The organism is Acrocarpospora corrugata (assembly GCF_009687845.1).
Taxonomy (GTDB): Bacteria; Actinomycetota; Actinomycetes; order Streptosporangiales; family Streptosporangiaceae; genus Acrocarpospora; species Acrocarpospora corrugata.
In genome coordinates, this window is record NZ_BLAD01000037.1 from 195,170 (window position 1) to 214,118 (window position 18,949).

Consider the following 18,949-nt stretch of genomic DNA (forward strand, 5'->3'; position numbering starts at 1 on the left):
CCTGCTCCGGTTTGCAAACGAGGGAGTATGGCATGGCAGCGGAGCGAGCTCGCCCGTTACGGGCGGACGCGCAGGCCAACCAGGACCGCATCCTGGAGGCGGCCGCGCGGGCGTTCACCCGCGACGGCGCCGACGCGTCGCTGAAGGGGATCGCGCAGGAGGCCGGGGTCGGGATCGGCACGCTCTACCGGCGTTTCCCGACCAGGGAGGACCTGATCGAGGCCCTCTACCGCAACCAGACCGCCGCGCTCTGCGACGCCGCGACCTCGCTGCTGGACGCGAATCCACCGGCGCTGGCACTCCGTACCTGGATGGACCGCTTCGTCGACTACGTCGCGACCAAACACGGCATGGCCGAAGCGCTGCAAGCCGTCCTGGCCACCCACAACGACCTGCGCATGCGCACCCGAGGCATGCTCGGCGACGCCGTCGCGCGCCTCGTCCGGGCCGGCGTCGCCGCCGGCACCATCCGCGCGGACATCGACACCGCCGACGTCCTCATGGCACTCAGCGGCGTCACTCTCGTCGCCGGCGAACCCGCCCAGCGTGACCAGGCCGCCCGCCTGCTGGACCTGCTCATGGCCGGCCTGGAACCCCGGGGACCTCAGCCGGGCGAGTAGCGCGCCCGCATGGCGGCGCTCGCGGCCGGGCCGTGGGTGAAGACGTAGGCCCCGCTGTCCTCCAGGCGACGGCCGGTCCTGGCGTCGACCACGACCGGTTCGACCTCCTCGCCGGTGACCGCGTCGACCAGGATCATGCTGCGCTGCTCCGGAGCGAGCCGCGCATTGCCCCAGGCCGCCATCGCGACCACGACCGGCCGCAGCGACCGGCCCAGCTCGGTCAGCACATACTCATGCCGGACCGGATTCGCCTGGTACGGCCGCCGCTCCAGAATCCCGTCCGCGACCAGATCCCTGAGCCGGCTGGTGAGCATGCTCGACGAGATCCCCAGATTCTCCTGGAACTGGTCGAACCGGGTGTACCCGTCGAAGGCGTCATGCAGCAGCAGCAGAGTCCACCACTCCCCGACGTGCTCGATCGTCGTGGACAACGGGCATTCCCGATCCTCCTGCCTGGTACGGCCGGCCACGGTCACTCCCCTCAGAAGTCACTGCTAATATCGCAGTCAGTTACTTTCATTTTAGCAGTAACTCCAACCGGAAGGACATCCGGCCACCACACGGGGGAAGCGCATGAAGACCTGGTTCATCACTGGAGGCACACCCGGCGGCTTCGGTATGGCCTTCGCCGAGGCCGCGCTGGAGGTCGGCGACCGCGTCGCACTGACCGCCCGCAGGCCCGGCGAACTGCGCGAATGGGCCGCTCAGTACGGCGATCGGGTCCTGCTCCCGCGCCTCGACGTCACCGACGCCCAGCAGGTCCGCGACGCCGTCGCGGCGGCAGAAGCCCACTTCGGCGGCATCGACATCCTGGTCAACAACGCCGGCCGCGGCTGGTACGGGTCGGTCGAGGGCATGGCCGACGCCGCCGTCAGAGAGCTGTTCGAACTGAACTTCTTCGCCGTGCTGGCGGTCACCCGCGCGGTCCTGCCCGGCATGCGCGCCCGCCGCAGCGGCTGGGTCGTCAACATGTCCTCGGTGGCCGGCCTGCGAGGAGTGACCGGGTTCGGCTACTACACCGCCGCCAAGCACGCCATCGAAGGCATGACCGAGGTCCTGCGCCAGGAGGTCGCCCCGCTGGGAATCAAGGTCCTGGCCGTGGAACCTGGCGCCTTCCGGACTCGCGCGTACGCCGGTTTCGCCGGCGAGCCGATCGAGGAGAGCATCGAGGACTACCATCCGATGCTGGAGAACGTCAGAAACGCCATGATCGAACAGGACGGCCGCCAGCAGGGAGACCCGCACCAGGGCGCGCGTGCCGTCATCGCGGCGATCAACCAGAGCGACCCGCCCCACCGCCTCGTCCTGGGCGGCGGCGGATACGACGCGGTGACCGCCCAACTCCAGGCGACGCTCACCGAGATCCGCGCCCACGAGAAGGTCTCCCGCTCCGTGGACTTCCCAGCGGGTCGATGACCGGTCAAGCGATAGCGTTCGCGGCCAGCTCCGCGGCCTCGGCCGCCGCCTCCGTCGCGGTCCGGCGATCACCGGCGGCGCACCGGTCCTCGGCCATCCGGAACAGGCAGTAGGCCAGCGGGTACGGCTCCGCCGCGACGCGCCACGCGGCCACCGCGTCCGGCCACTCGTGCGTGGCCCCATCGAGGCGGTCCGCTCCGCCGCCGTGGTCAACGCGTACCCGGTGGCGGCGGGGGTGAGCCTGGGCAGCGCGCCCGCGATCTCCGCCAGCGAGGCGAGGGCCGCGGGGGAGTGGCCGGCCGCGCGCCGGTCGCGGGCCAGCAGGGCGCGGTCGACCGCGATCCTGGTGCCCAGCCAGACCAGCGGCCAGGAGTAGCGGCCCAGCCAGAGGGTGCAGTCCAGGGTGAGCGCGTCCTGGATGATCGCGAGGCCGCCGTCCAGGTCGCCGGCGAGCCTGCGGGCCTCGGCCAGGCTGAAGGCCAGCGGCTGCAGGAACTGGGGGTCACCGGAGTCGATCACCAGGCTCTTGGCCCGCCCGGCCAGCCGGGCAGCCTCCTCCCGCCGCCCGGTCAGTACGGAGATCTGGGCGAGCTGCTCCAGCAGGGTCGCCGCGAACACCCCTTCCGGCTCTCCCCGCAACGACTGCCCGGCCGTCTGCTCCGCCTCCCGCCAGCGACCGAGCCGGTACATGGCCTCGACGAGATTCCCGGCCAGGTAGGCCCCCCAGGTGCGGCTGGTGCCGGTCCGCCGGGCCAGCTCCAGCCCCAGGGCCGCCGTGTCGACCGCCTCCTGGTGCCGGCCGAGCATCTCCAGCAGGTCGCTGGAGTTGTTCCTGGCCCGCATCACCGTCTCCACGGCCCCGATCCGCTCGGCCAGGGCCAGCCCTTCTGCCAGGGTCCGCATGCCTGTCTCGGTGTTGCCGACCGCCGCCTGCACGCTGCCCAGGGTGACCAATGCGTCGGCGTGCTCGGCGTGCGCCCGGACCGCTGCGGACACGGCGACCGCGCGTTCGGCGGTGGCCTGCACGTCCTCGTCGAAGTCGCCGCGCAGCTGGTTGCGGGTGAGCGAGGTCAGCAGCACCGCGTGGGCGTACTCCAGCGGCTCGGGCGGCATCAGATCCAGCGCTGACCGCAGCGCCTCGACGCTCTCCTCCAGCTGCCCGAGGTCGCGCAGCGTCTCGGCCCAGCGGGCCATCAGGAGCGCCCGCCTGGCGACGGGACCGGACCCGTCGGATTCCGCCAGCGCCAGCTCGAACAGCGCGCGCGAGCGATCCACAGAGCCGGTCCGCCAGGCCGCGTCCCCGGCGGCGGTGAGCACTCCGACCAGGTCGGTGCCGGTCAGGGCGGCGGCGTCCGGCACCCGGGGCCAGATCTCCAGCGCCCGTTCCAGATGCCATGACTCTTCGGCGGGGGCGTACGCGGAGGAGGCTCGCGCGGCGGCGAGCAGCGCGGGAAGGGCGGCGGGCAGGTCGAGCGCGGCGAACCAGTGGTGGGCCAGCTGCGCCCACACGCTTGAGGCGTCGGTCAGTTCGGGGCCGGCCGACAGCGCCCGCGCGTACGCCACATGCCACTGCGCCCGTTCGCCGGGGAGCATGTCGTGGTAGACGGCGTCCCTGGCCAGGGCGTGGCGGAAGGCGTACCCCTGCCCGCCTTCGTCCACCAGCAGCAGATGGTTCTCGACGAGCTCGCGCAGCGCCTCGAACAGCGCGGCCGACTCCAGGTTCGCGACCGCGCCGAGCAGCCGTTCCGGCACCTGCCGCCCAGGTCCACGGTCTCGCCTCGGGCGCGCGCCCGAGGATGGCGGCCAGCTGGACGGCGACCTCGTCCCGCTCGAATCTGGACAGTTCCAGGCGGCGCACCTCGCGCATCCGCTCCCACCCGCTGAGCAGCGGCCGGAGCGGGTGCCTGCGGTGGATCTCGTCGGAGCGGTAGGTCCCCACCAGCAGCACGGGCACGTCCCGCAACGTCCTGACCAGGTAGGCGAGCAGCCCGAGGGTGGACTGGTCGGCCCAGTGCAGATCCTCCAGGATGAACATCAGCGGCCGGTCGCCGCTGAGGCGTTCGATCATCCCCAGCACCAGTTCTGGCAGTTGCGCGGCGTGGCCGGACGGTTCTGCCACGGGTTCCAGGATGGGCAGCACCAGTTCCTCCCGCCGTCCGACGAAGACCGGGCTCGCGACCACCGCGCGCATGCTCGTCACACTCGCACTCCGCGTGGGTTCCGTACAGATCTGAGGTACGGCGGACGGCGCAAATAGGTCTACTGCCCGAAGTGGCGTGCCCGCCTTAGTGAATAACGTCCATTTCATCAACCAAACCACTCCAAAAGGAGTAAGTGAAATGTTCAGAAACTCCGTCAAAAAGGCGGCCGTCGTCGGCGCCCTGTCCGCCGCGGGCCTGCTCGCCACCCTGCCGAGCCCCGCCCAGGCGGCCAGCGGATTCACCGTCCGGGTCGAGCCCGAGTCCAACCCGTTCCTGTTCCTCGACGTCAACGGCGGCGCGACCGGCGACGGCGCCCAGATCATCCAGTGGAGCCTGTCCGGGGACAACCAGATCTGGACGTTCCAGCCGAGCGGCTCGCACTACCAGATCGTCAACCGGCGCAGCGGCAAGTGCATCACCAGCGACGGCCTGCCCGGCACCCCGCTCTACCAGTGGCGCTGCAAGGGCACCGCGCTGCAGCAGTGGGACACCTCGCTGACCCCGAGCACCGGCCTGGCGTACTCGATCAGGAACGTCGGCAGCGGCCTCTTCATGGAGGTCTCGGGCGACAGCGGCGCGCAGGGCACGGCCATCGACACCTGGTACTGGAACGGTGGCTTGAACCAGTACTTCCTCGGCACGACCGCCTACTGACGCACGGGCTCCGCACCCCCTCCCGCGGAGCCACCGCATGCCGGGCATGCGGCACGATGGGAGGGTGAGGAACGCGGGGCCGGGCTCGGCCGGGGAGCTGGCGAGGTTGGTGGGCGCGGGCGGTGTGGTCGTGCTGAGCGGGGCGGGGCTGTCGACGGAGTCGGGTATTCCCGACTATCGGGGGCCGACCGGGCGGGGGCGGCGCGCCGAACCCATGACCTACCAGAAGTTCGCGGGGAGCGCGGAGGCGCGGCAGCGGTACTGGGCGCGCAGCCACGTCGGCTGGCGGGAGATCAACCGGGCCGCGCCCAACGCGGGGCACCAGGCGGTGGCCGAACTGGAGGGCCACGGGCTGGTTGAGGCGATCATCACCCAGAACGTGGACGGCCTGCATCAGGCGGCCGGGGCCCGGCGGGTGACCGAGTTGCATGGCGGGCTGGACCGGGTGGTGTGCCTGGGCTGCCGGGAACGCAGCCCGCGCGCCGACCTCGACCTGCGGCTCCGCGCGGCCAACCCCGGGTGGGAGGCCACCGCCCACCAGTTCAACCCCGACGGGGACGCCGTGCTGCCGGATGAGCATGTCGCGGCCTTCCGGGTGGTGAACTGCGACGGCTGTGACGGCCTGCTCAAACCCGACGTGATCTTCTTCGGCGAGAACGTCCCCCGGCCTCGGGTCGACCTGTGCTTCGCCCAGGTGGCCACGGCTCGTTCGCTGCTTGTCCTCGGCTCGTCGCTCACCGTCCGTTCCGGCTATCGGTTCGTGGCACGAGCGGCGGCCCTCGGCATCCCGATCGCCATCGTCAACCAGGAGGAGACGGCCGGGGACGACCTGGCCCTGATCCGGCTGGACGCTCCGCTCGGCCCCACCCTCACCGCCGTCGTCGACGCGACACCGGTGGGTGAGGCGAGTGCTCCAAGGGCGAGATCGTAGGCGAGGATCGAACCAGGATGCTGGAGGTTCAGGGTCGGTGAGCCGTCCGCGTCGCGGGTGTAGCCCGCGCGGTCGGTGGCGATGAAGACGGTCTTGCCGGTGGGGTCGAGGGCCGTGTCGCGGTAGCGGTCCGTGGTGTCGGCGACTCTGCTGGGGGTGCCGGTCTTCTTGCCTTCGGCGGTCAGTGGGATGCGGTGGAGGGAGCCGTCCTTGAGGGAGGTCGCCAGGAGGAATCCCGCCGGGTGGACCTCCAGGCTGGAAAGGGCCAGGGTCGGCCAGCAGATGAACTCCGTGCCGGGGTCGAGGCAGTCCGAGGCGGCGCGGAAGTTGAAATCGTTCTCCACTGTTTCGAAGGTGACGAGTGGGGGCGCGAAATCGGGGTCGTCCCAGTCGCTTTCCTTCGTCTGCGGGACGCTCAGGGGAATGTCGTAGTCGCTGTAAGTTTCAGCGCGGCAGCCGTTCCTGGCTTTGGCCCACTCGGCGTAGACGTACGCCTTGTCGTCCTGGTAGCCGGCCACATTGGGCCAGCCGTAGTTCTTTCCGGGGCGGATGAGGTTGACCTCGTCGTCGGTTTTGGGGCCCTGGTCGGTGCCGTACAGGAGACCCGAAGGGGCGAACGCCAGCCCCTGGGCGTTTCGGAAGCCCATCGCGTAGAGGTGGCTGCGTACGCCGTTGAACTCCGGATTGTCGTCGGGGATCGAGCCGTCGAGGTTGAGGCGAAGGATTTTGCCCCGGTAGGCGCTCCAGTCCTCCTCCTTCACCTGTACGGCGGAGGGAAGCGTCTGTGCCTCAATCGACTCGCAGTAGAGCGCGAACTGGTTGGCCCCCTGGTCCCCGATCGTGTAGTAGAGCTTGGCGTCGGGGCCGAATCTCAGCTTTCCCGACTGGTGGTCGACGCCGCCGGCCAGGCCGGTGATGAGGTCGACGGGCGATCCCAAGACCTGCTTGTCCTTGTCGTAGGTGTATCGGACGATCTTCGTGCGGTAGTCCTGTTCCTCCAGCTCAGTCGCCGCGTCGTAGGTGTGGGAGACATAGACGTAGTCATGGCCGTCGCCCTTGAGCAGGTCGGGATGGAGCGCCAGGCCAAGGACGCCGTCCTGCCCGCCCGCCGTGTGGACGGCGTCTTCGATCGTGAGCGCCGTGATCTTCCGCCCGTTCGCCGGATCGATCCGGGTGACGCGTTTGCCGGTCTTCTCGGTGGCCCAGATGAACCCATCGGGACCCCAGACGATTTCGTACGGATCGGCGAGCCCCGTGGCAACCACCCGGAGCACGCTGTTCCCCGCTTGGTCATCTGATTCCGTCGAACTACACGCGGACGCCAGCGCGAGCGAACAGACGACGGCGAGCACGGCCGGGAAGCCCCTCATGCCGGTAAATGTCAGCACAAACAAGATACGGGCACAATCCCGCCGGAACCCAGCGCGAACATTATTACCAGACGAGACGGTCAGCCCACCGTGGGATCTGCCGTTCTTTACCTACTTCCCGAAAGCTTTGCCCAGATTCGGGACGTTGTGGGCAGATTTCGGGGTTTTCTCAGCCATAGAGGGGTGAGTAGCCTCACGTTCGGGGAGTCAGATGTTGAGATGGGACCGATCATCGTTTCGGGCCCGTAGGACAGCGGTGACCGGGATTCTCGCGGCACTGGTGTGCATCGGGGTCAGCGTTCTCTTCCTCCTGTTCGCGGGCAGCAAGGAAGCCGACAAGGCGCAGGCGCAGGCCATCGGCGCCTGGAACCGGGTCGTGCCCCTGATCAGGCAGGGTCCGCTGCCGTCCGTGCTGCCGGCCAGCGAGGGCGAGGCGATCCAGGTCCTGAACGCGCACGGCGTCCCGGTCGCGTCGACCGCGCAACTCGCCGGCAAACCGCCGATGGCCGCTTTCGTCTCGTCCAGCACCAGCGTGCGCGTCGCCCGGGTGCTCTGCCCGCCGACCGGGCTGAAAGGCTGTATGACCGTCGTGTCGTACAAGGTCTACCAGCCCGACGGCGTCTGGCCGCTCTACATCGCCGTCCCCGTCGCCCCCTGGTACGGCGACACCACCGCGCTGCTGCTGGCCATCGGCGTCTCCATCCTGGTGACCGGGACGATGACCGCCTGGGCGTTCCGCGACCTCACCCAGGCCGTGCAGCCGGTGAACGACATACGCTCAGAACTGGCCGAGATCACCGCCACCCACCTGGACCGCCGCGTCCCCGTGCCCCGCAAGTACCGCACGTACGAGGAGATCAAGTTCCTCGCCGAAACCGTCAACGACACCCTGGACCGCCTGGAGGGCGCCTACCAGCAGCTCCGGCAGTTCACCTCGGACGCCTCGCACGACCTGCGCAGCCCGCTGACCGCCATGCGGGTCCAGCTGGACGAGGCGCTCATGTACCCCGAGGAGACCGACTGGCCGAAGATGACGGCGGCCGTGCTCGCCGGCGTGGAACGGCTCCAGGCCATCGTGACCGACCTGCTGGCCCTCGCCCGGCTGGACGCGCACGCCCCGCTCAGCCGCAATCCCACCGACCTGAGCCAGCTGGTCTGCGCCGAGGTGGACCGCCGCGCCTACCGGGTGAACATCGTCAAGAACCTCCAGCGGAACGTCTTCGTCGAATGCGACCAGCTCCGGATCACCCGGGTGCTGGTCAACCTGCTCGACAACGCCGAACGCCACGCCAACTCCCAGATCACCGTCAGCGTACGGGCCGACGGCCCGACGGCGACCCTGGAGGTCGTCGACGACGGCGCCGGAATAGCCCCAGAACACCGCGAACTGGTCTTCGAACGCTTCGCCCGCCTGGACGCCTCCCGCGAACGCGACTCCGGCGGCACCGGCCTCGGCCTGGCCATCGCCCGGGAGATCGCCGAAGCCCACGACGGCACCCTGACCATCGAGGACAGCGACTGCGGCGCCCGCTTCGTCCTCCGCGTCCCGGTGTACGACCGCGTCCGGCTCGAATACTCCGACCTCGCCCTGCGCTCCGGCCGGACCCTTTGATCAGAGGAGTGAACTCCAGTAGTCCCAGAACCGGATCGTGATCAGTGTGACGATCAGGAGGAACCACGCGGTCAGCGCCACGGCGTGATAGTCGGCCAGCAGGCGGCCTGCGCGGGTTCGTCGCAGGTTGACCGTGGTGACGTAGGCGAACAGTGGAATCGTGACCGCCCAGACCACCATGCAGTACGGGCACAGAGCGCCGATCGCATAGAGGCTCTGCCAGACGAGCCAGTGCACGAACAACACGCCGAAGGTGACGCCCGCCTGGAGCCCGGCCCAGAACCACGGGCGGAACTCCGCACCGGCCAGCATCGCCGCGCCGATCGCGGCCACCACGGCGAACGCGGCCATCCCGATGAGCGGATTCGGGAACCCGAACACCTCCGCCTGCGGCGTCTTCATCACCGAGCCGCACGACAGGACCGGATTGATGCTGCAGGACGGCACGTAGTCGGGATTCTTCAGTAGCGCGATCTTCTCGACCGTCAGCGTGAACGCCGCCGCGAATCCGACCAGCCCGCCGACGAGAAGCAGCCACGGAAGCGCCCCCGGGAAAGGCCGTCCGTCCGTCTCCTCGTCGCCGGCCGGGCTCAGCTCAGCTGTTGAGTGCCGCATCGATGGCCGCCTTCATCTGCTCCTCGGACTCGATCTGCAACGCCTGGCCGTTCAGGAAGAAACTCGGCGTCCCCGACACACCGAGCGCCTTACCGTCGGCGACGTCCTTGTTCACCCGCGCCAGCGTCGCCGGATCGTCGTACGCCTTCTCCCAGGCGGCCATATCCAGGCCGAGCCCCTGCGCCAGCCCGCGGAAATAGTCGTCGGCCGGGGTCCGCTGCTCACCCCACTGCGTCTGGGTCCGATACATCTGCTGGTACATCTCCTCGAACTTGTCCTGCTGCGCGGCGGCCTCCACCGCCCGGGCGGCCCGTTCGGCATTGAAATGACCCGGCAGCGGGAAATAACGCACCACGAAGCTCACCCGCCCCTCGTATTCCGTGCGCAGCTTTTCCACCAGCGGAAACGCCGCCTTGCACGCCTCACATTCGAAATCGAGGAATTCCACCAGGGAGACCTTGCCGTCGGCGGCCGTGGTGAGCTGGTGACTGTCGGCCCGCACGTACTGGGACTCGCCCGCCGCCACCGCCGTGCCGTCCGGCTCGGAACCGCGCCCCACCATCAGGAAAACGCCTATGACGATGGCGAAAACCCCGACCAGGCTGACCGCGATCGTGACGTTCCGTTTCCGCACGGCTTGGCGCCTGTCCCTGGCACGGGCGGCATCGAGTTTGGTGCGCGCATTGTTCACGCGTGCCTTGGACGATTTGGACGCCACGATCGCTCCTTGTTCACGGTTCGGCTGTCGACCGCTTTAACGTAGCGACGGGCTTATGTGATCGATGTAAAGCGCGTGACGCCTGATCAGGCGCACGTAAATCCTTATGAGTCTGTTTCATCAGCGGATGGGCAGCCGGGCCGCGAGGACGGCGTCCCGGTTCACGCGGCTGTAACTTTCAGCCTGGTAGGCGGTGTTCCAGCAGGTGGACACGGAACCGCGTCCCGGGCTCGTAGGAGACTGGCCCGCCCCGATCTAGCGTCTGCTGGGAGCGCTCCCAACGCCCCCCAGGAGGACCAGTGAACCGTCTTAAAAGCATAGGGTTGACCGTCGCCTTACTCCTCGGCACGGTCGTCGCCGTCGCCACTCCCGCCAATGCCGCCCCCGTCATCTGCGAAACGTTCGGCGCCACCAACATCCAGTCCGGCCGCTTCACCGTGATGAACAACGTCTGGGGCGCGAGCACACCCCAGTGCATCGACGTGAACCAGGCGGGTGGCTTCACCATCCAGTCGGCCGGCCACAACAACGCCACCAACGGCGCCCCGGCCGCCTACCCGGCGATCTACGCGGGCTGCCACTACGGCAACTGCACGACCGGCAGCAGCCTGCCCATGCAGGCCAGCAACCCGGCGTTCAACAACATCCGCAGCAGCGTGAGCTACACCTACCCGAGCAGCGGCACCTACAACGCCTCCTATGACCTCTGGTTCGACCCGACCGCGCGGACCAACGGCCAGAACACCGGCGCCGAGATCATGATCTGGCTCAACCGGCAGGGCCCGGTCCAGCCGTCCGGCTCGCAGGTGGCGACGGTCACACTCGCGGGCACGACCTGGCAGGTCTGGTTCGGCAACATCGGCTGGAACGTGATCTCCTACGTCCGGACCACGGTCGGCAACACGCTCGACTTCAACATCAACTCGTTCTACACCGACGCGGTGAACCGCGGCTACGCGCAGCGCAGCTGGTACCTGACCAGCGTGCAGGCCGGCTTCGAGCCCTGGGTCGGCGGCGCGGGCCTGACCCTGAGCAACTTCACCTACACCACCACCGGTGGCGGCGGCGACACCAGCCCGCCCACCGCCCCCGGCGGCCTGACCGCGTCGGGCACCACCGCGAGCGGCACGAACCTGTCCTGGTCCCCGTCGTCCGACAACGTCGGCGTCACCGGATACACGATCTTCCGCCGCCAGGGCACCACCGGCACGTTCACCAACGTCGGCACTTCGACGGGGACGACCTTCGCGGCGACTGGCCTGTCGGCGTCCACCCAGTACCAGTTCTACGTGGTGGCCCGGGACGCGGCCAACAATCAGTCGCCGCAGTCCAACACCGTCTCGGTGACCACCACCGCGGGTGGCGGCGGCACCGGGACCTGCACGGTCCACTTCGACGCCTGGAACGTCGGCTACGTGGCGCAGATCACCGTCGGCGGGCCGCGTACCGGCTGGTCGTTCGCCTTCACGCTGCCGGCCGGTCACGCCATGACCGGTAACTGGAACGCCCAGTTCACCACCAGCGGCTCCAACATCACCGCGACCAACCAGTCCCACAACGGCAACCTGACCGCCGGGCAGACCACCGGCATCGGGTTCCAGGCCTCCCGGCCGAACGGCAACACCCAGCTGCCGACCATCCCCGGCTGCACGGTCGTCTGACCCGTCCAGCCCCTGGGCCCGCGCCTTCGACCTCCAGGCGCGGGCCTCAGGCCGGATTCCGCCTGGCGGTGAAATACCAGGCGGTTACGGTCATCGCCGCCGCCAGGGCGAGCAGGATCTCCACCTCCGCCGACTGCAGGATCCACAGGTTCTCCGCGGTCCACTGGGACACCGCATCCGACCGCTTGCGCAGCCCTTCGGCGATGAACTGGCTCGCGGCGACACCGAAGAACGACGCCGCCATCGCCGCCGTGGTCCAGCGCGTGATCGCGCTCCACATCAGCCCCGTCGCCACCGCGAAGACCCCCCACGCGTACGGCACCGCCCCCGTCAGCGGATACATCACACTGTCCACGGTCAGGGTGAACGACGGCGTGATCAGCCCGACCACCGTGCCGAGGTAGGCCGTGGTCGCCAGCGCCAGCCCCATCGCCACCACGGCCTGCCACCAGAACCACTGCGACCGGGAGAAACTCTGGGTCCAGGCGAACTGATGGGTACCGCGCTCGAACTCGCGGGAGACGACGGGCGCGCCCAGGAACACCCCGAAGACCAGCGGGACGTAGGCGAAGAAGACCGCCGACATCCCGGCCAGCACCGGCGAGTACGACTCCATCCCCGCCAGACCGCCCCAGAGAACGACGATCAGCCCCATCCCGATCATCCGCCCTCGATGCTGGCGGAACGCGAGCCAGCTCATGCGACATCGTCCCTCTCTGCGAGTACGGGCGGCGGGAAGTGCGTGCTCATGGGGGAGCGCATGTAGCCGAGGACGACGTCCGTCAGCGACAGCTCGTGCGCCGTCCAGCGGGGGTCGGGGATCGGCTCACGTAATCGGGCGAACAGGCTGGTCTGCCGTTCGGTCCGGTCCTCGCCGATCACCTCGTACGCCCCGCCGGGCATCATCCCGGCGGGCCCGGTCAGCATGCGGTGCGCCCGCAGGATGTCCTCGATGTCCCCGGCCACCTGGACCCGCCCCCGGGACAGCAGCACCAGGTGATCGCAGACCTCGTCGAGTTCGGCGACGACGTGCGAGGAGAGCAGCACGGTCAGGCCGGTCTCGGCGACCGCCATCATCAGGCCCCGCATGACCTCGTGCCGGGCCAGCGGATCCAGGCTGGCGAGCGGCTCGTCCAGGACGATCAGGTCGACGCGTTTCGCCACCGCGAGCGTGATCGCCAGCTGGGCGCGCTGCCCGCCGGACAGCTGGTGCACCCGGGCCCGGCCCGGGATGTTCAGGTCGGCCAGCCGATCCCGGGCCCCGGCGAGGTCGAACCGCGGGTTGAGATGCCGGCCCACGTTCAGCATCTCGTTCACGGTGAACTCGTCGTAGAGGGGTTTGTCCTGGGCGACGTACGCGACCTGGGCGAGGGCCTCGCCGTAGGGTTCCGCGCCGAACACGCGCAGGTGGCCGGTGGTGGGGCGGTGCAGGCCCACGGCCAGGCGCATCAGGGTGGTTTTGCCGGCGCCGTTGGGGCCGACCAGGGCGACGACCCGGCCGCGGGGGACGCTCAGGAAGACCTCGCGGAGTGCCCAGGTGTCGCGGTAGCGCTTGCCGAGTCCGGTGGCTTCCAGCGCGGTCATGCCGTCTCCCGTTGGCCGGGGGAGAGCGCGAATTCCAGTAGGGAGCGCATGTCGTCGTCGCCCAGACCGGCCGCGCGGGCCGTCGCGACCCACGCCCCCAGCGCGGCCTCCAGCTCCGGATCGTGCGGCGCGACCAGAGAGCGCCGGACGAAGGTCCCCAGACCGGGCATGGCCTCCACCAGCCCGCGCGACTCCAGCTCGCGGTAGGCCCGCAACACTGTGTTCGGGTTGATGGCGAGCCTCCCAACCACCTGTTTGGCCGTGGGCAGCTGATCGCCTGGCATCAGCAACCCGAGCCGCAACGCATGCTCCACCTGCTGGATCAACTGCGCGTATGTAGCCGTACCCGACTTCCGGTCGAGCGTGAAATCGATCAAACACGTCACCTCATTCCACTAATGCATTAGTTAATCGACGATTGCCAGCCCGGTCAACCCGACGATGTGACGTTATGTACCGAGATGTACTCTTAGCGTCATATGGGAAGAGAGGTGTGGTTTGCGACGTCGCCGGTTTCTCGAGTGGGGAGTGGGGATGGTCGTTCTCGGCACCGGCTGCGGTTCGCGGCGGGAACCGGCGGTCGCGGGCCCGCTCCTGCTGTACGCCCCCGAACCCCCCGGTGACCCGTTCTGCCGGACCTTCCAGACCGTGGTGGAGCACCGCCACCTCACGAAGGTCATGCTCTCGCCGTGCGGCGGCGGCCCCGGCACGATCGCCCAGTTCGCCCGCAGCGAGCGCCCCGACCACCTGATGGTGGCCGGTCCCACGCTGGTCCAGGCCGCCGCCACCGGCGACGCGGACGCGCTGATCGCCAGCACCACGCCGCTGGCCCGGCTGGCGGGGGAGTGGCTGCTGTTCGTGGCCTCGCCGCGCGCCGCCTTCCGCGACTTCGACGGCCTGGCCAGGGCGCTGGTCCGGGACCCGGCCTCGGTCGAGATGGCCGGGCGCGCCCAGGGCAGCCCCGACCACGTGCTGTACGGCCTGACCGCGCGCGGCCTCGGCGCCGACGCCCGCCTGCTCAGGTACGCGGCCTACGCCGACACCCCCCAGGTCGTCGCCGCCCTGCTGGACGGCCGGATCTCGGTCGGCATCGGCGGCTACCGCGACCTCGCCCCCCGGCTGCGCGCCGGCACGCTCCGGGCGCTCGCGGTGTCCTCCCCGGACCGGATTCCCGGCGTGGACGCGCCGACCCTGATGGAATCGGGCGCGCGGCACACGTACGCGAACTGGCGGGGGCTGCTCGCGCCCGGCGCGCTGGCCGACGGGGACCGGGCCGCGCTGCTGGACCTGACCCGCGAGATCGGCGACTCGGCCGCCTGGCGGCACGCGCTGCTGCGGGAGCGGTGGGCCCCCATGTATCTGGCCGACGCCGACTTCCGGGACTGGCTGGCCACCGAGGCGCGCAGGGCCCGGGACGTACTGGCCGATCTCGGTGTCCTTTGAGACACAACCTGTTGGGGTTGCCACGCCGTGCGCCACTAGATGTAGGATTCCCGACGTTGCTGGTTCACCCCGTGGAGGGTGTGAAAAGGGAACCCGGTGGGAATCCGGGACTGCCCCGCAGCGGTGAGCGGGAACGACCGCCGTCACAGGCACTGGGCGCGCACGCGCCTGGGAAGCGACGGCCAGTAGGACGCCCGCGAGTCCGAAGACCTGCCAGTGGCCGACGCGCGGGCCGATGCCCGCGCCGGGTTGTGCCGGGCCTCGTGGGAGGGCCCGCCGACGGGCCGCTTTCGCGTGCTCCGACGCGTGCCTCGACGAAGGTCCGGGTCGAGCTCGCGAGGGAGAGAGCACATGAGCGATCGATGGGCGCTGATCGAGGCCGCGGCGGCGGGGGTGATCACCGATCCGGAGAACTCGAAGCGGGCGGCCCGGCTGCTCGGTGAGCTGATCGCCGACGAGGCCGAGGCCGAGGGGGTGCGCACCTTCGCCGACTCGATCGCCGCCAGCCACCGGGCCGGGCTGATCCAGGACCGGCTGGCCGATTTCGTGGCCGCGCACGCCGACAAGCTGAACGAGCTGATCGGCGGCGACGACCGGTTCGAGTACTTCGGGCTGCGCACGGTCTACGACCGCTACCTGCTCCGCCACCCCGGCACCCGCCGGGTCCTGGAGAGGCCGCAGCACTTCTTCCTCCGGGTCGCCTGCGGCCTGGCCGAGACCGTGGCAGACGCGGACGAGCTCTACCGGCTGATGGCCGGCTTCGCCTACCTGCCCAGCTCGCCCACCCTGTTCAACTCCGGCGCGCGGCGGCCCCAGCTGTCCTCGTGCTTCCTGCTCGACTCGCCGCGGGACGACCTGGACGGCATCTACGAGCGGTACGCCCAGATCGCCCGGCTGTCCAAGTACGCCGGCGGCATCGGCGTCTCATGGAGCCGGGTCCGCTCCCGGGGCAGCCTGATCCGGGGCACCAACGGTCACGCCAACGGCATCGTGCCGTGGCTGCGCACCCTGGACGCCTCGGTGGCCGCCGTCAACCAGGGCGGCAGGCGCAAGGGCGCGGCCTGCGTCTACCTGGAGACCTGGCACGCCGACATCGAGGAGTTCCTGGAGCTCCGCGACAACACCGGCGAGGACGCCCGCCGCACCCACAACCTGAACCTGGCCAACTGGGTGCCGGACGAGTTCATGCGCCGCGTCGAAGCCGACCAGGACTGGTCCCTGTTCGACCCCAAGGAGGTCCCCGAACTCACCGACCTGTACGGCTCCGCCTTCGACACCGCCTACCGCGCCGCCGAAGCGGCGGGCCGCCGCGTCAGGCAACTGCCCGCCAGAACCCTGTACGGCCGAATGATGCGCACCCTGGCCCAGACCGGCAACGGCTGGATGACCTTCAAGGACGCCGCCAACCGCGCCTCCAACCAGACGGCGCTGCCCGGCAACGTCATCCACCTGTCCAACCTGTGCACCGAGATCCTGGAGGTCACCACCGACCGGGAGACCGCCGTCTGCAACCTCGGCTCGGTCAACCTGGCAGAACACCTCACCCCGGACGGCGTCGATCTGGACCGGCTCCGCGCCACCGTCCGCACCGCCGTACGGGTGCTGGACCGCACCATCGACCTCGGCTTCTACCCCACCCCGGAAGCCGAGGCGGCCAACCGCAAGTGGCGGCCGATCGGGCTCGGCGTGATGGGCCTGGCCGACGTGTTCTTCGCGCTGCGGCTGCCGTTCGACTCGCCGGAGGCCGCCGCGCTGTCCACCCGGCTGGCCGAGGAGATCGCGCTGGCCGCGTACGCGACCTCGGCCGATCTGGCCGAGGAACGCGGCGCCCACCCCGCCTACGCCGACACCCGGGCGGCGCGCGGAGTACTCCATCCCGACCATTTCGACGTCCCCCGCAGCGCGGAGTGGGAGCGGCTGCGGGCCAGGATCGCCGAGACCGGGCTGCGCAACTCGCTGCTCGTCGCGATCGCCCCCACCGCGACCATCGCCTCCATCGCCGGCTGCTACGAGTGCATCGAGCCGCAGGTCTCCAACATCTTCAAACGGGAGACCCTGTCCGGCGAGTTCCTCCAGGTCAACCGCTACCTGGTCCGCGACCTGGCGGCCCGCGGCCTGTGGACGCAGGCCACCAGGGACGCGATCAAGCGGGCCGACGGCTCGGTGCAGGACATCCCCGGCCTGCCCGCCGACCTGAAGGTCCTCTACCGCACCGCGTGGGAGCTGCCGCAGAAGGCGCTCATCGACCTGGCGGCGGCGCGGCAGCCGTACATCGACCAGTCGCAGTCGCTCAACCTGTTCATGGCCGCGCCGACCATCGGCAAGCTCTCCTCGATGTACGCCTACGCCTGGAAGAGCGGCCTCAAGACCACCTACTACCTGCGCTCCCGCCCGGCCACCCGGATCGCGCAGACGACCGTCGCGGCAGTGGAGACCGCGGTCGCCTGTTCGCTTGAGAACCCCGAGACCTGTGAGGCGTGCCAGTGATGCTCCTGGACCCCGGCATGGACCTGACCCTCCGCCCGATGCGCTACCCGCAGTTCTACGAGCGCTACCGGGACGCGATCCGCAACACCTGGACGGTGGAGGAGGTCGACCTGCACTCCGACCTCGCCGACCTGGCCAGGCTCGGCCCCGGCGAACGCCACCTGATCAACCGCCTGGTCGCGTTCTTCGCCACCGGCGACTCGATCGTCGCCAACAACCTGGTCCTCAACCTGTACCAGCACCTCAACGCCCCCGAAGCCCGCCTCTACCTGAGCCGGCAGCTGTTCGAGGAGGCCGTGCACGTCCAGTTCTACCTGACCCTGCTGGACACCTACCTGCCCGACCCGGACGAGCGCGCCAAGGCGTTCGCCGCCGTCGACCACATCCCGTCCATCCGCGCCAAGGCCGAGTTCTGCTTCCGCTGGATCGACTCCATCGAGGGCCTGTCCCGGCTGGAGACCCGCGCCGACCGCCGCGCCTTCCTGCTCAACCTGGTCTGCTTCGCGGCCTGCATCGAGGGGCTGTTCTTCTACGGCGCCTTCGCGTACGTCTACTGGCTGCGCTCCCGGGGGCTGCTCAACGGCCTGGCCGGGGGCACCAACTGGGTGTTCCGCGACGAGTCCATGCACATGGAGTTCGCGTTCAGCGTCGTCGACACCGTACGCGCCGAGGAGCCTGAGCTCTTCGACGGCGAGTTCGCCGCCCAGGTCACCCAGATGATCGAGGAGGCGGTCGCCGCCGAGTTAGCCTTCGCCCACGACCTGTGCCGCGACGGCCTCTCCGGCCTGACCGCCGAGCAGATGGGCGGCTACCTCGAATACGTCGCCGACCAGCGCCTGACCCGCCTCGGCCTGCCAGCCCGCTACGGCACCGCCAACCCGCTCCCGTTCATGGAACTCCAGGACGTCCAGGAACTGGCCAACTTCTTCGAACGCCGGGTTTCCGCCTACCAGGTCGCCGTCTCCGGCGACGTCAGCTTCGACGAAGCCTTCTAAACCGGGCGAATCGTGCCGCCGATCTGATCGAAAAGGGCGTCCTTGCCGGTCAGGTCGGTGCTGAAGGTGACCACGCAGGTGCGGCCCCGGTCGGAGGGCGCGTAGTACTGGGTGCCGTGCACGATCGTCTGGCCGAGCGGGAGGGTGTAGCGGATGCGGACGCCGCTGCCGTTGCCGAGCGGGATGGCGGTGGCTTCGGTGACCTCGGCCTTGACGCTGGTGAGCTGCTGCTTGGCCAGCTCGATCAGGGCGTCGGCCGAGCCGCCGACGCTCGGCTGGCAGAAGCCGTTCAGGTTGGTGACGAACTTCTGCGGGGACTCCTCCTGGGAGCCCGGGTCCATCGCGTAGATGGCCTTGTTCTTCTGCAGGGCGCGCAGGCTCGTCTTGGCCTGCTCCAGCGCGGTGCCGGACAGGCCGCTGGCCGCCAGCTCCGCCTCGAAGTCCGTCTTGGACAGGTCGACCGAGCGCCAGCCGGACGGGATGGCCATGACCACGCCGTTGGACAGGCCGCCGATCCGGGTGAACCCCTCCGGGATCGGCAGCGAGGAGGGGCGGCTCACCGGTGGTGAGTCGCCGCCGCAGCCGGTCAGCAGGAGCGCGGCGGCGAGCAAGGCGGCGGAGGCGGGTACGCGCGACACCCCG

General features: G+C 69.7%; 17 protein-coding genes, 1 pseudogene and 1 riboswitch. Of the genes and pseudogenes, 9 read left to right on the forward strand and 9 right to left on the reverse strand.

Translation table 11 applies throughout. From position 1 onward, the window contains the following. The first annotated feature begins 32 nt into the window (after positions 1 to 32). Entirely contained in the window at positions 33 to 620 is a 588-nt protein-coding gene (locus Acor_RS04120; RefSeq protein ID WP_155335159.1) for a TetR/AcrR family transcriptional regulator, read from the forward strand. Here Acor_RS04120 and Acor_RS04125 read toward each other — a convergent pair. Continuing rightward, on the reverse strand, positions 605 to 1,090 hold the full coding sequence (locus Acor_RS04125; RefSeq protein ID WP_174876102.1) for a winged helix-turn-helix transcriptional regulator: 486 nt from the start codon (positions 1,088 to 1,090) through the stop codon (positions 605 to 607). The genes Acor_RS04120 and Acor_RS04125 overlap by 16 nt on opposite strands. Before the next feature lie 148 nt (positions 1,091 to 1,238). Here Acor_RS04125 and Acor_RS46115 point away from each other — a divergent pair, with 148 nt between their 5' ends. Then, positions 1,239 to 2,036, forward strand: a complete 798-nt coding sequence (locus tag Acor_RS46115; protein WP_422664787.1) for an SDR family NAD(P)-dependent oxidoreductase — start codon at positions 1,239 to 1,241, stop codon at positions 2,034 to 2,036. Positions 2,037 to 2,538: 502 nt separating this feature from the next. Here Acor_RS46115 and Acor_RS46120 read toward each other — a convergent pair. Further along, positions 2,539 to 4,344 (reverse strand): AAA family ATPase, encoded by a 1,806-nt coding sequence (locus Acor_RS46120; protein WP_422664788.1) that lies wholly within the window; start codon positions 4,342 to 4,344, stop codon positions 2,539 to 2,541. A gap of 31 nt (positions 4,345 to 4,375) precedes the next feature. Here Acor_RS46120 and Acor_RS43995 point away from each other — a divergent pair, with 31 nt between their 5' ends. Continuing rightward, positions 4,376 to 4,891 carry an RICIN domain-containing protein gene (locus Acor_RS43995; RefSeq protein WP_155335160.1) on the forward strand — a complete coding sequence of 172 codons (516 nt, stop codon included), beginning with the start codon at positions 4,376 to 4,378 and terminating at the stop codon, positions 4,889 to 4,891. Positions 4,892 to 4,955: 64 nt separating this feature from the next. Beyond that, the gene (locus Acor_RS04145) at positions 4,956 to 5,822 is read left to right on the forward strand and encodes an NAD-dependent protein deacetylase (protein WP_246238412.1); all 867 of its coding nucleotides are present in this window, start codon (positions 4,956 to 4,958) and stop codon (positions 5,820 to 5,822) included. Positions 5,823 to 5,875: 53 nt separating this feature from the next. Here Acor_RS04145 and Acor_RS44000 read toward each other — a convergent pair. Further along, positions 5,876 to 7,192 (reverse strand): annotated as a pseudogene (locus tag Acor_RS44000) (glucose/sorbosone family PQQ-dependent dehydrogenase); the annotation flags it as partial. Positions 7,193 to 7,448: 256 nt separating this feature from the next. Between Acor_RS44000 and Acor_RS04155 the strand changes: the two are divergent. Next, positions 7,449 to 8,804, forward strand: coding sequence for a sensor histidine kinase (locus Acor_RS04155; RefSeq protein ID WP_246238413.1), 1,356 nt, complete (start codon positions 7,449 to 7,451; stop codon positions 8,802 to 8,804). Here the strand turns inward: Acor_RS04155 and Acor_RS04160 are convergent, their stop codons facing one another. Both Acor_RS04160 and Acor_RS04165 read right to left on the reverse strand, forming a co-directional pair. After that, entirely contained in the window at positions 8,805 to 9,419 is a 615-nt protein-coding gene (locus tag Acor_RS04160) for a vitamin K epoxide reductase family protein (RefSeq protein WP_155335163.1), read from the reverse strand. Then, entirely contained in the window at positions 9,400 to 10,137 is a 738-nt protein-coding gene (locus Acor_RS04165; protein ID WP_218034118.1) for a DsbA family protein, read from the reverse strand. Before Acor_RS04165 ends, Acor_RS04160 begins: the two co-directional genes overlap by 20 nt. A gap of 323 nt (positions 10,138 to 10,460) precedes the next feature. Here Acor_RS04165 and Acor_RS04170 point away from each other — a divergent pair, with 323 nt between their 5' ends. Continuing rightward, positions 10,461 to 11,798, forward strand: a complete 1,338-nt coding sequence (locus Acor_RS04170; protein ID WP_246238414.1) for a glycoside hydrolase family 12 protein — start codon at positions 10,461 to 10,463, stop codon at positions 11,796 to 11,798. Between the two features lie 46 nt (positions 11,799 to 11,844). Here the strand turns inward: Acor_RS04170 and Acor_RS04175 are convergent, their stop codons facing one another. The 3 genes from Acor_RS04175 to Acor_RS04185 are packed head-to-tail and all read right to left on the reverse strand — an operon-like array spanning position 11,845 to position 13,759. Then, on the reverse strand, positions 11,845 to 12,498 hold the full coding sequence (locus Acor_RS04175) for an ABC-2 transporter permease (protein ID WP_155335164.1): 654 nt from the start codon (positions 12,496 to 12,498) through the stop codon (positions 11,845 to 11,847). After that, positions 12,495 to 13,382, reverse strand: coding sequence for an ABC transporter ATP-binding protein (locus Acor_RS04180; RefSeq protein ID WP_155335165.1), 888 nt, complete (start codon positions 13,380 to 13,382; stop codon positions 12,495 to 12,497). Before Acor_RS04180 ends, Acor_RS04175 begins: the two co-directional genes overlap by 4 nt. Further along, positions 13,379 to 13,759 carry a GntR family transcriptional regulator gene (locus Acor_RS04185; RefSeq protein ID WP_155335166.1) on the reverse strand — a complete coding sequence of 127 codons (381 nt, stop codon included), beginning with the start codon at positions 13,757 to 13,759 and terminating at the stop codon, positions 13,379 to 13,381. The genes Acor_RS04180 and Acor_RS04185 overlap by 4 nt, the downstream gene beginning before the upstream one ends. A gap of 157 nt (positions 13,760 to 13,916) precedes the next feature. Here Acor_RS04185 and Acor_RS04190 point away from each other — a divergent pair, with 157 nt between their 5' ends. From Acor_RS04190 to Acor_RS04200, 3 genes are all read left to right on the forward strand, one after another. Then, entirely contained in the window at positions 13,917 to 14,825 is a 909-nt protein-coding gene (locus Acor_RS04190; protein ID WP_155335167.1) for a Bug family tripartite tricarboxylate transporter substrate binding protein, read from the forward strand. 56 nt (positions 14,826 to 14,881) lie between these two features. After that, positions 14,882 to 15,045, forward strand: a riboswitch (cobalamin riboswitch). Between the two features lie 131 nt (positions 15,046 to 15,176). Continuing rightward, positions 15,177 to 17,312 (forward strand): ribonucleoside-diphosphate reductase subunit alpha, encoded by a 2,136-nt coding sequence (locus Acor_RS04195; RefSeq protein ID WP_155335168.1) that lies wholly within the window; start codon positions 15,177 to 15,179, stop codon positions 17,310 to 17,312. Continuing rightward, positions 17,312 to 18,307: a ribonucleotide-diphosphate reductase subunit beta gene (locus tag Acor_RS04200; RefSeq protein WP_155335268.1), complete on the forward strand. Its 996-nt coding sequence runs from the start codon at positions 17,312 to 17,314 to the stop codon at positions 18,305 to 18,307. The genes Acor_RS04195 and Acor_RS04200 overlap by 1 nt, the downstream gene beginning before the upstream one ends. Here Acor_RS04200 and Acor_RS04205 read toward each other — a convergent pair. Continuing rightward, positions 18,304 to 18,945, reverse strand: a complete 642-nt coding sequence (locus tag Acor_RS04205; protein WP_155335169.1) for a hypothetical protein — start codon at positions 18,943 to 18,945, stop codon at positions 18,304 to 18,306. The genes Acor_RS04200 and Acor_RS04205 overlap by 4 nt on opposite strands. Positions 18,946 to 18,949: the final 4 nt, after the last annotated feature.